Origin of the sequence: Paenisporosarcina macmurdoensis (assembly GCF_042658845.1) — a bacterium.
GTDB lineage: Bacteria > Bacillota > Bacilli > Bacillales_A > Planococcaceae > Paenisporosarcina > Paenisporosarcina macmurdoensis.
The window spans coordinates 735,799-747,704 of the sequence record NZ_JBHSRI010000025.1 but is presented as its reverse complement, the minus strand read 5'-3'; the positions used below and the strand labels follow the sequence as shown (position 1 = coordinate 747,704).

Annotated in this window: 14 protein-coding genes; 2 read left to right on the top strand and 12 right to left on the bottom strand. The window is 39.4% G+C overall.

Going from position 1 to position 11,906, the window contains the following annotated elements:
- On the top strand, window positions 1-107 hold a 107-nt coding region (locus ACFPYN_RS17260; RefSeq protein ID WP_377733674.1), incomplete at its 5' end, for an IS3 family transposase.
- Between the two features lie 177 nt (window positions 108-284).
- Here ACFPYN_RS17260 and ACFPYN_RS17255 read toward each other — a convergent pair.
- The 9 genes from ACFPYN_RS17255 to ACFPYN_RS17215 form a co-directional block, all read right to left on the bottom strand.
- Window positions 285-767, bottom strand: coding sequence for a hypothetical protein (locus ACFPYN_RS17255; protein ID WP_377735854.1), 483 nt, complete (start codon window positions 765-767; stop codon window positions 285-287).
- Between the two features lie 170 nt (window positions 768-937).
- Window positions 938-1,228 carry a hypothetical protein gene (locus tag ACFPYN_RS17250; RefSeq protein WP_377735852.1) on the bottom strand — a complete coding sequence of 97 codons (291 nt, stop codon included), beginning with the start codon at window positions 1,226-1,228 and terminating at the stop codon, window positions 938-940.
- A 435-nt stretch (window positions 1,229-1,663) separates the two neighbouring features.
- Window positions 1,664-2,104 carry a low molecular weight protein arginine phosphatase gene (locus ACFPYN_RS17245; protein ID WP_377735850.1) on the bottom strand — a complete coding sequence of 147 codons (441 nt, stop codon included), beginning with the start codon at window positions 2,102-2,104 and terminating at the stop codon, window positions 1,664-1,666.
- Between the two features lie 9 nt (window positions 2,105-2,113).
- Window positions 2,114-2,605, bottom strand: a complete 492-nt coding sequence (locus ACFPYN_RS17240; RefSeq protein ID WP_377735848.1) for a manganese efflux pump — start codon at window positions 2,603-2,605, stop codon at window positions 2,114-2,116.
- Window positions 2,606-2,661: 56 nt separating this feature from the next.
- A complete protein-coding gene (locus ACFPYN_RS17235) occupies window positions 2,662-3,696 on the bottom strand; it encodes an L-threonylcarbamoyladenylate synthase (protein ID WP_377735846.1) in 1,035 nt (344 codons plus the stop codon).
- Window positions 3,697-3,781: 85 nt separating this feature from the next.
- A complete protein-coding gene (locus ACFPYN_RS17230; RefSeq protein WP_377735845.1) occupies window positions 3,782-4,345 on the bottom strand; it encodes a stage II sporulation protein R in 564 nt (187 codons plus the stop codon).
- A 48-nt stretch (window positions 4,346-4,393) separates the two neighbouring features.
- Window positions 4,394-5,257, bottom strand: a complete 864-nt coding sequence (gene prmC, locus ACFPYN_RS17225; protein WP_377735844.1) for a peptide chain release factor N(5)-glutamine methyltransferase — start codon at window positions 5,255-5,257, stop codon at window positions 4,394-4,396.
- Complete coding sequence (gene prfA / locus ACFPYN_RS17220) at window positions 5,241-6,320, bottom strand: peptide chain release factor 1 (RefSeq protein WP_377735843.1); 1,080 nt, start codon at window positions 6,318-6,320, stop codon at window positions 5,241-5,243. The genes prmC and prfA overlap by 17 nt, the downstream gene beginning before the upstream one ends.
- A gap of 226 nt (window positions 6,321-6,546) precedes the next feature.
- Window positions 6,547-7,161: a thymidine kinase gene (locus ACFPYN_RS17215; protein WP_377735842.1), complete on the bottom strand. Its 615-nt coding sequence runs from the start codon at window positions 7,159-7,161 to the stop codon at window positions 6,547-6,549.
- Between the two features lie 470 nt (window positions 7,162-7,631).
- Between ACFPYN_RS17215 and ACFPYN_RS17210 the strand changes: the two genes are divergently transcribed.
- Window positions 7,632-8,555, top strand: coding sequence for a nuclease-related domain-containing protein (locus tag ACFPYN_RS17210; RefSeq protein ID WP_377735841.1), 924 nt, complete (start codon window positions 7,632-7,634; stop codon window positions 8,553-8,555).
- Between the two features lie 545 nt (window positions 8,556-9,100).
- Here ACFPYN_RS17210 and rpmE read toward each other — a convergent pair.
- The 3 genes from rpmE to glpX form a co-directional block, all read right to left on the bottom strand.
- Window positions 9,101-9,316, bottom strand: coding sequence for a 50S ribosomal protein L31 (gene rpmE / locus ACFPYN_RS17205; protein ID WP_377735839.1), 216 nt, complete (start codon window positions 9,314-9,316; stop codon window positions 9,101-9,103).
- A 186-nt stretch (window positions 9,317-9,502) separates the two neighbouring features.
- A complete protein-coding gene (rho, locus tag ACFPYN_RS17200; RefSeq protein ID WP_377735838.1) occupies window positions 9,503-10,786 on the bottom strand; it encodes a transcription termination factor Rho in 1,284 nt (427 codons plus the stop codon).
- Window positions 10,787-10,923: 137 nt separating this feature from the next.
- The gene (glpX, locus tag ACFPYN_RS17195; RefSeq protein WP_377735837.1) at window positions 10,924-11,883 is read right to left on the bottom strand and encodes a class II fructose-bisphosphatase; all 960 of its coding nucleotides are present in this window, start codon (window positions 11,881-11,883) and stop codon (window positions 10,924-10,926) included.
- Window positions 11,884-11,906: the final 23 nt, after the last annotated feature.

Sequence of the window (11,906 nt, the reverse complement as noted above, 5' to 3'; positions counted from 1 at the left end):
AACTTTTTGATTACGTTAATTGGTACAACAATAGCCGTTCGCATAGCTCTTTAAGCTATTTAAGTCCGGTAGCTTATAGAAACTTAGCCCTTAAAAAAATTGTATGATTTAGTGTTGACTATCCATGTGCGGCGGGGGTTCGTCCTTCGCACCCTGAAAGCCTGGACGTTCACAGTTAAGATCGTTTGGTTTACTAGAGAATCGATGGGTTCTTTCTGAAGATATTCGGCTGAAGCTGATATTTCGGCCTCTTTCTGCCTTTATTACTTAAGTCTCTGCATATTTTATTGAGTTAAAGAATCAGTTTCTATCTCATACAATTCACCCGAATAAGGGTCAAAAGAGTAATTAATAAAACTAGCATTCTTTTGTACAGTAATTTGGTAAATTTCTTTGTAATTCTGACCAGTTCCAGCTGTGAATATTACTTTATGTCTGTTTTCAATTACAGGAACATCAAACTTTTCATGGACTTGAGATTCTGCTTCTTGAAAAGTATAGTTAGGTTTTAAAAATTCGAATGCAATAATTATTGCAATAATTAAAACACTCGAAGTCAAAATATATCTATTTGTTAAGTGTTGCTTATCTTCTTTGAATATAAGAAATATATTTATGCCTAAAAAAGTTATAAGTAAGATTGGAAAATAAAAGAAATTACCTAGATGATTAATATTCTCAAACGATGCTGCTGCTCGATATAAATAAATACTCGAAATCAAAGCAAGTAAGCAACATAGTGTGTAATAAATTAAACTCCTTTTCATAACTATCCCCTATCAAATTTATTTAAGGAACTACTCACTAAATAATTCATTTGTATGTTCTAACCAAAACAATTTCGGTTAGTATGCGGCAATTACATCCACAATAGATCAACTGCTATAAATGAAAAGTGAAATATTAACGCTGATTCAACAATTCCATATGACTCTAGTCATACCCATTTAATGTATTCTGAATTAGTCACTTTAAAAAAAGTGTTGTCTCGATAGAACTCTGTACCGTAACGCTCATCAAGGTTATTTATCGTGTTTAGCCTATAACTTTCATCTGAACTTCTGTACGAATGTACCGAATCCTCAAATAACACCACTAATTTCTTGGATTCAACCTTAGCGTCAGACAGTAATATGCGGAATCCTTTTATACTATCCGTGATGGATTCAACGTAATATTTTGAAGTCATAGTATTGTCAATTTCCCAAGTTTCCCAAATTTCTTCCAAGTTAGCTCTCTCCTTATTCGTAACGTATTCTGTCAACCATCGATTCTATACATGAACCGGGTTGTATAGAACATTCATACTAGTTTGACATAACACCACTTATTGGAACTAGTTATGCTGTTCTGCACAAAATATATGGATTTTGAACCATTATACTTTCTAGTTTGTTTCCTAAGATTCCAAATATTTTTGCAGTATTAGGATGGATGCAACCTCTAAGTATTTCCTTAGTTACTTTACCATAAAAACCCATTAATGAAGTGACGTGTTCATAAATACAGCCTATTTAAAAAAGTAACACTATGAGAAATGCTTAAATAAAGAAATGCCTTCGCAGCCAAAATTCTATCTGACGCTGCTCCCATTTGTTAAAAAAAGTGGCGATTTTTTAACCACAAAAAAATACAGCCCCTTTTAACAGGAGCTGTACGGTATTTATTCTTCGTTTAATTTACTAAATAAGTCATTCGTTAATATCGTTAGCTCTTGAAATGTGTGACGATACATGTGAATGTCGCCGCCAAATGGATCAGACACATCATGGGAACCATATGGTCGTACGTATTCTTTTAAGGTGAATATTTTGTCTGCTGCAAAAGGGAATGCTTGCATGACAAGATGTTTATGTGCGGACGTCATCGTTAAGATTAAATCAGCCCAGCGAACATCTTCTTCACTTACTTGACGTGAAAAGTGGCTGTAATTAATTTCGGCATCTCGAATAACACGTTTCGCATGTTCAGAAATATCGCCACCGTCCATGGCATATATGCCTGCGGAACGAACGTTCATTCCTTCTTTATTATGTGATTGAAATATTGCTTCTGCCATTGGACTTCGGCATGTATTCCCCGTACAGATAAAATAGATATTCATGTGAATCCCTCATTTATTTAATAAAGTGAGCACTCCCATCAACATGAGACATACTCCAGAAAGACGTGTCAACAAAGGTCCTTTAATTAGTTTGCTTTTAAGCGCGAGATAGGAAAACGTTAACGCAAAAAAACCGGCACTAAATAAGAAAAACCACTTTTGTAATTGAAGCATACCAAAAGATAAGCTAACTGAAAAGGTATCAACGCTAACAACGATTGCAAGGAAGATGGGAGGAATGAAAGTAGATGTAGGTTTTTGTTGGTATAAACATAGGTGGACACCTGTTAGAAATAACAAAATGCTTGAAATGTAGCGGCCGCCTTCAACAATAAATGAAGTTACCCATTCTCCAGCAAGGAATCCGAGAAGTGGGAAGACCATATGTAACAACCCTGTCCAAATGGCGAGCATCAGCGGGAAACGAATTTTCGGTAGCACACTATATAGGGCAACGACGTCCAGTGCTGTTAGAAGTCCCGCGAACAGTTCTGTAGACAATGAAAAAATCTCCCCTCTCTTTGCATGTCTACTAGCTTATGCAAAAAAGGAAGAGATTAGGAGTGCCACCAGTTACCATCTGCGGCTTTTTCTAAACGATTAAAAATGGCTGCTCCAACACCCGTTTTAAGAGGTACCGTGACCAGAATGATATCCGCTGTCGTGTCGTCGCATTCACGTAAATGCGCATATAAATGTTGTGCGGTTGATTCGAGATTTTGTTGATTGCCTAATGAAAAGAACCAGTCTGCTTCATTATGCTTAAATTCATCTGGTGCAAGCAAAGCGACTTTTTGATTTTGCGTATGTATAGATTGAATTGCGCGATCCACAGCATCTAGATCCGGTTGAATTAAGAACACTGGAGCATCCGGTGCATAATGTGCATATTTCATTCCTGGTGCTCGTGGGACTGTCGCATCGTCGACTGTTGTGGTATCAGGTTCAATCACTTCACCAATGACTGTTCGTAGCATTTGTGCTGTAACGCCACCAGGACGAAGGATTACGGGAGGATCTACCGTGAAATCGACTACGGTTGATTCCAGTCCAATTCCTGTTGCACCGCCATCTAAAATGAGCGGGATACGTCCCTGTAAATCATTTTCAACATGAAGAGCTGTTGTCGGGCTTGGTTTTCCACTGCGATTGGCACTAGGTGCAGCAACTGGTTCTGCAAGCAATTTTAGTAATTCAAGAGCGACTGGATGGTCTGGCATTCGTAAACCAACTGTTGATAATCCGGCTGTTACATTTGGTGCAAAGACATTCGGTTTGGCATGTAGGATCAGTGTCAGAGGACCTGGCCAAAATGCTTCGATGCAGTCATCGGCTTTTTTAGAGATTTCACTGACGTATTTTAAGACATGATGCGCTTCTCCCACATGAACAATTAATGGATTATCAGATGGTCGACCTTTTGCCTCAAAAATTTTCGCCACTGCTTGTTCATTCGTAGCAATTGCTCCTAAGCCATAAACTGTTTCAGTTGGAAATGCGACAACTTCGCCCATCTTTAATTTTTCCACAGCTTGTGTATAAACTTCAATTTTATTCACATTGTTATCCACAATTAGACGAGTCGTTTTCATTCGATAAATCTCCTTTCTACCGTGATTTGTTGATAGTTATGCACATACTGTTGATAACTAGCAGTGAAAATGGGGATAACTCTGACTAAAACTTACTTTTAATCCAATCCCATGTCCAAAACTTCACTGGCTCTTCTACCACTTCTTCTTCTTGATAACAGACTTTTGGAAATAATGCACACCACCAATTGTCTCCTTTGCCACTGCCAATTGTAATAACCAGTGCTTTGTGGAAATCTTGTCCGTAAAAGTGTATGCCATCTTTTTTAGGTGGAATCAGTGCTTTTGCTAAACCAATGTGGATGGTTTGCTCCGTAATATCTCCTGCTTTTTGTGAGAATTCTTTAGATACTTGAGTTAGTTCTTGTTCTAATTGCGCTGTTGTTTGAAATGTGTCAGTTGCTTTTTGTAATAATGGTTGAATTTCTTGAAGAACCAATGATTTAATTTCTTGATCTTCTTTCGTGTTGCTATTTGCTACGATTCTTATTTGAATGGCATCTGCAGGCACTGCATCTGCCGCTCCGCTTATTACTGGTAATAGAAATAATAGAGTTTGAATAAATACTAGTGACATTAGGAGTTCAATCCATGGAGACCTCTTCGTTTGTGGTTGGTCGTTTCTGAAAATCTCGTAATCTTCTATCATTGTTATCTCCCCCTTGCCATCATTGTGGACAAGGTGTGGATTATTTATTCACGTAATCTCACAAAAAATCATTCTTTCTTTTCCGTTGATATCTTTTACGATAGTTACCTGAGCAGTTGGAAACGATTTTTGGAAGTACGATTGTACGGCAGGACCTTGTGTATAGCCAATCTCTAAGCCAATTAGAGCAGGTCTATTCATGAGTGCTGGCAGTTCTTCTGCTAGCCGTTTATATAGATGAAGTCCTTCATCATCTGCAAAAAGGGCATTATGTGGTTCATAGTTTAGTACGGTATCTGATAGAGTTGGAGCCTCGTCATGTGAAATATAGGGTGGATTAGACAAGACAATATCCCATTTTTCATTTGAAATAGGGGCAGTTAAATCCCCTTGTTTGAATGTGATTTGTGCACCTAACTCAGTTGCGTTTAGTTGTGCAACTTCTAGTGCTTTGAATGAAATATCGGTTGCAGTTACTAGCAAAGCAGGAACTTCTGATTTCATTGTTACCGCTATCGCACCACTTCCAGTCCCTATATCTGCAAGGTTTAACTGGGAATGGTCTGTGAACATCCGTTTCATGCGAGATGTCGTTTCGACAATGAGTTCTTCCGTTTCAGGACGTGGAATGAGCACATGTTCATTGACTTTAAAGGTTCGACCGTAAAATTCTTCCGATCCGATAATATATTGAACAGGCTTTCCTGTGCTGTGTTCTTCAATAAGTGACCAGTAGCGCTCAAATTGTTCAGCTGAGATTTCTTCACGCATGTCCATCAGTAACTGAACATGCGTTTTGTTTAATACGTGCTGAAGCAACATGCGTGCTACCGGTTCTTCTCGTCCGTGTCCTGATAAAAAAGAAGAAGCCCGTGAAAGGGCCTCATAAATATATTTACTCATTGGTATCATTCATTCGCTCAAGTCGTTCAGTTTGGTCAGTTAAAATCAACACGTTGATCACTTCGTCGAGTTTACCTTCCATGATTTGATCTAGTTTTTGAATCGTCAAACCAATACGATGGTCGGTTACACGATTTTGTGGATAGTTGTACGTGCGAATTCGTTCTGAGCGGTCACCTGTACCTACTGCAGATTTACGAACAGCATCATATTCAGCTTGTGCTTCTTGACGGAATTTATCGGCAACACGTGCGCGAAGAACGACCATTGCACTCGCTTTGTTTTTAATTTGTGATTTTTCATCTTGGCAAGTAACAACTGTACCCGTTGGAATATGTGTCAACCGAACTGCCGACATCGTCGTATTAACCGATTGTCCTCCAGCGCCTGAAGATGCATACGTATCTGTACGGATATCATTTTCGTGAATATCTACTTCTACTTCTTCCACTTCGGGGAGACATGCCACAGTTGCAGTCGATGTATGAGTACGTCCACCAGACTCCGTTTCCGGTACACGTTGCACTCGGTGAGCCCCATTTTCATATTTCAGTTTCGAGTACGCGCCTTGTCCTTTAATCATAAAGATGACTTCTTTATAGCCACCGATTACTGTGGGAGAAGCGTCCAGGATATTAATTTTCCAGCCTTGTGCTTCAGAGTAGCGGCTGTACATACGGAACAGATTCCCTGCAAAAAGAGCGGCTTCATCGCCACCTGCAGCTCCTCGAATCTCCATAATTACGTTCTTATCGTCATTCGGATCTGTTGGAATTAACAATAACTTTAGATTTTCTTCAATATCGTCAATTTGAGAAGCTAAATCATTCATTTCTTCTTTTACCATTTCACGCATATCGCTATCTAATTTATCATCAAGCATGGCTCTTGCTTCGGCATGCAGTTCTTTAACAAGCTTGTATTGACGGTACGCGTCTACAGTATCTTGCAAATCCGATTGTTCTTTAGAAAGCGTGCGTAATTTATCCATATCCTTAACAATCTCTGGGTCACTGAGTAATTCAGTCAAACGATCATATCGGTCTTCTACCGATTGTAAGCGATCAAACATACTTTCACCTCATCCGTTCATGTGATTAACACTATAATTATATAGAAAAAGAGCAGAAATTGCCACTCCAGCTTAGATGGACAAAATACACAGGAATCTGCTCCGTTTCCGAGGAAGCAAAGTAGCGTTGCAACGCTCTTTCATGTTTTGTAGCTAGCGGGGCGATTTTGAAACAGGAGCATAGATAAAAATTTTTAACATTTAAAATGAAAAAGAGCAGCTTTCGCTACTCTTTTTCGTACATTAATGAAGTTTGATGTGTAACACCTGCTGGTACTTCGTGATGGTGGCGACAACGTGGTTCGTATGCTTCCGTTGCACCAATTAAAATGATTGGATCTTCATAGCCTGCTGGTTGTCCGTTAATTAGTCGTTGTGTTCGGCTAGCTGGTGAACCGCAAACTTGGCAAACGGCTTGTAATTTCGTTACAAGTTCAGCCATAGCCATTAAGGTCGGCATTGAACCAAATGGCTCTCCTCTGAAATCTTGGTCAAGACCTGCAACAATTACGCGGAAGCCATGATTCGCTAGGCGTTGTACGACTTCAATAATTCCATCATCAAAAAATTGCGCTTCGTCAATTCCGATCACATCATATTCATCCGTAATGTACGCCCAAATGTCTTTTGAACGCTCAACTGGTATCGCTATCACTTTCGTTCCATTGTGACTTACAACTTCTTCTTCACTATATCGATTATCTAAACGTGGTTTGAACACAGCAATTTTTTGTTTCGCAAATTGCGTGCGTCTCACACGACGAATTAATTCTTCTGATTTGCCGGAAAACATACTTCCGCAAATGATTTCAACCCAACCGGATTGTGACATCACATACATGGAAGTCACTCCTTTCAAAACTCTCTATTCCCTATCATACAGAAAATAAAAATAGATTACTCGTCTTTTTTTTCAATGGGAAATGTGATATGTACTTGTTGTGAAAGATTTTTATAATGGAAGCAGTTGGTTCACCAACTGCTTCTTTACTGTTTGGAAATTGCTTTCTTTAATGTCCTATACATCTTTCAACTCTCTTTCAAAAAGCCAAGCTTCAGCGAGTGCTGCCATTTAACGGTTTTCAGACGTAGAGTGCTGGTTTTCAGACGTCCTCATCATTTTTTTAGACGTCAACCTCAAAAAGTCAGACTGAGCCTTCGCTCATATAATCACTTCGTTTGAAACTTGCCAATGCTATCAATAAAATGCTACCTTTTATTTAGTTATTCCAAAATTCAAATAAAGGAAGGGGAATTTACATTTACAAAGAACGAACTTTACCACAGGAAATTCATGTCTATAATCGGGCCTTGCACAGATTTCCAGCAAATCACCCTTATTTACAAGAATTCTCAACAAAAATTAAAGCTATTACTGCTGGGTATATCGGAGAATCCTATACCGACCGTTTTATGCAGCAATGTGATTTCCCCAAAAATCACGCAATCTTTAAGGATCTCTATATTCAAACTGGTCCCGAGTCATATCTACAAATCGATACGCTTATCGTTACTCAGAAATATATCGCAATACTTGAAATCAAGAATATCAAAGGGACAATCTATTTTCAGAAGAACCCAAAACAACTTGTTCGTGAATTAAACGGCACTACCACAACATACAAATGTCCAGAACAACAAATTCTTAGACACAACATGAAACTGCAAAAGCTTTTACTGCATCTCAAGATTAATATTCCAATTCATAATCAAATTATCTTCGCTTTTTCATCCATTCATGTAATGGAACCCCCTGAAAAAGTGCCTGTCTTGATGGCTTGTGATCTCCCAAATCACATGCACAAGCTTAACCAACTTCCTGACGTTATCACATCCTACTCATTTAATAAATTAATCCATTTTCTCACATCTAATTTAATTACCTACCACCCAAAACCTATTGCCCAGCAATTCAACTTTGACTGGAACTCACTTTCAAAAGGTGTCTTCTGTCCGAACTGTAAAATCGAATTATCCCAACAAAAAAGTTGTCCAAAATGCAAAATGTCTCGTAAAATGCTTTGTCATTTGGCAATAGAAGAATGGTTCTATCTCTGTAAATCCACCATTTCTAATGGAGAATGTGTTCAGTTCTTAAATCTCCAAAACAAACACCAAGCCACATACATCTTGAAGAGTTTAGAACTTGAACCCATTAATCTTAACAAGTATAGGCACTATACTTTCACCACATCATTTTGGATTACCAAGGAATCAGCAAATACTGTTAAATAAGTAAGCGGCCGTTCTTTAAATTTTAAAGGAGTAATATCAAACAGAAATACCCGCCAAACGACAGTGTGCGGGGCAATTAAATGGGCTGCTCGCTTTGCTTCTCAGCCTTTTCTGTGGATTTTGGGTGGTGGCTTTTGATGGAGAAATGACTTTTTCAGACGTCGATAGCGATTTTTCAGACGTGAAGCCTCATTTTTCAGACGTCATCCGCTTTTTTTCAGACGTCAACCCCAAAAAGTCAGACTGAGCCACTGCTCAGTCTGATGATATCAATTTATTCGGTAATTACAGTGAGGAGAACCATGTAAATGGGCTGCTCGCTTTACTTCTCAGCCTTTTCTGTGGATTTTGGGTGGTGGCTTTTGATGGAGAAATGACTTTTTCAGACGTCGATGGCGATTTTTCAGACGTGAAGCCTCATTTTTCAGACGTCATCCGCTTTTTTTCAGACGTCAACCCCAAAAAGTCAGACTGAGCCACCGCTCAGCCCAACCCTCAAAAAAAATACCCGCTTAGAGCAGAAGCTCTAAGCGGGTATTTTGATATTATTCGTTGATTTCTTCTTTGATGCCGTATTTTTTGTTGAAACGGTCAACACGTCCATCCGCTTGAGCGAATTTCTGTTTACCAGTGTAGAATGGATGACATTCTGAGCAAAACTCAACTTTGATGTCTTCTTTTACTGAACCAGTTTCGAAAGCGTTACCACATGAACAAGTAACTTTAGCTGTTTTGTATTCTGGATGAATTCCTGTTTTCATATTAAATCTCCTCCCGCCCTGAACCATCTGGAACAGAGATGTTATTATTTGACTGTCACCTTACACGACCCGTCAATTCGGTCGGATATGTAACAGAGAATGGTAATTCTACCGACTTAAAGTATAGCAAATGACTGTTAAGAAATCAAGCGTTTCATTTAAATAAACGCACAGTGGACGATACCTTTAAAGTAAGCCTTTACCGCCTCTTTTTTCTTTCATTTCTGTATTAAGTTGTTCAAAAAACTCTTCGTTGGTTTTGGATTGGCTTAATTTTTTCAAGAAACGTTCCCCGAAATCATGAGTATCCGAGAATGTTTTACGGATTGCCCACAGTTTTTCAAGTTGCTGAGCTGGCAATAGCAACTCTTCTTTTCGTGTTCCTGAGCGTCTAATATCTAATGCTGGGAAGATTCGACGTTCTGCTAAACTACGATCTAAGTGAAGTTCTAAGTTACCAGTTCCTTTAAACTCTTCATAAATGACTTCATCCATACGTGATCCTGTTTCAACTAAAGCCGTAGCTAATATCGTTAAGCTTCCGCCCTCTTCAATATTACGTGCTGCACCGAAGAAACGTTTAGGACGATGGAAAGCTGCTGGGTCAATACCACCTGATAATGTACGCCCACTTGGTGGAATTACTAAGTTATAGGCACGTGCAAGACGTGTAATTGAATCCATTAATATAATAACATCACGTTTGTGTTCTACTAAACGCATGGCGCGATCAAGTACTAATTCCGCCACTTTAACGTGGTTTTCTGGTACTTCATCAAACGTTGAGCTGACGACATCAGCTTTTACTGAACGCTCGATATCAGTTACTTCTTCTGGACGTTCATCGATCAGTAGAACGATTAGGTCAGCATCTGGATAATTTGTCGTAATCGAGTTCGCTATTTCTTTTAGTAACATCGTTTTACCTGCTTTTGGCGGTGCCACGATTAGACCACGTTGACCGAAACCAACAGGTGCTACTAAGTCCATAATGCGTGTCGATAATTTGCTAGACTCTGTTTCCAGTTTCATATGACGATCTGGATAGAGCGGTGTTAATGCAGGGAAATGTACACGTTCTTTTGCTGAATCTGGATCTTCCCCATTTACTAATTCAACGTGTAGTAAACCGTAGTAACGTTCGTTCTCTTTTGGAGGACGCACTTTACCAGTTACTTTATCCCCGTTACGCAAATCGAAACGACGAATTTGTGATGCGGAAATATAGATATCTTCAGAACTTGGAGAATAGTTGATGGGGCGCAAGAAACCGAATCCTTCAGACTGAATGATTTCTAAGACACCTTCCATAAAGAAGTAGCCTTCTTGTTCTGCACGTGTTTTTAAAATAGCAAAAATAAGTTCTTTTTTAGTGAGTTTGCTGTAGTACGAGATTTTGAACTCACGCGCTAACGCATATAGTTCTTTTAACGTCATACTTTCTAGTTCAGCAATTTTTAAGGTTGACATAAAATGGCACCACTCTTTTACATATTTTGTTGTGTCGACTCAAGCTGAAAGGTTGGATTGGTTTTGCAAGAATTGAATTTAGTAGAAGATGCCTGACCGAGGTATGGCCAGGCATAATTTATGAAGTTAGTCTTTCATCATAAGAGATGAGGTTTTTTCTTCAAGCTGTGACGACCTTCTACGAAACGGACTGTACCTGATTTCGCACGCATTACTAATGAATGAGATTCTGCGTATGCCCCTTTAAACTGAACACCACGAAGTAATTCACCATCAGTTACACCGGTAGCTGCAAAGATTGCGTCATCACCTTTTACAAGGTCTTCCATACGGAACACACGGTTTACGTCTAAGCCCATTCGGATGCATCGTTGTAATTCTTGGTCGTTTTGAGGAACAAGTCTACCTTGAATTTCCCCACCTAAACATTTTAATCCTACTGCAGCAATTACGCCTTCTGGAGCGCCGCCAAGTCCGAATAAAATGTCAACGCCCGTTTCATCAAACGCTGTGTTGATTGCCCCTGCTACGTCTCCGTCATTGATTAATTTAATACGAGCACCTGATGCACGAATTTCATCAATGATTTTTTGGTGACGTGGTCGGTTTAAAATGGTTGCGACAACGTCTTCAATGTCTTTATTTTTTGCACGGGCAACAGCTCGTAGGTTATCCGTTACAGAAGCATTAATGTCGACTTGGCCTCTTGATTCTGGCCCTACTGCTAGTTTGTCCATATACATATCTGGCGCATGAAGCAAGTTGCCTCTGTCAGCAATGGCAAGAACTGCTAAAGCATTCCAACCACCTGAAGCGACAATATTTGTACCTTCTAATGGATCTACAGCTATATCTACAGCTGGTCCACCTAGACCAAGACCTAGTTCTTCACCGATGTATAACATTGGCGCTTCGTCCATTTCGCCTTCGCCAATTACAACGACGCCTTGCATGGGAATTGAATTAAAAACGTTACGCATAGCTGTAGTTGCCGCTTCGTCCGCTTCATTCTTCAAACCTCGGCCCATCCAACGTGCCGAAGCGATCGCCGCTGCCTCTGTTACACGTACAACTTCCATTGATAAACTGCGTTCCATGTGAAGTGTTCCTCCCGTTACCG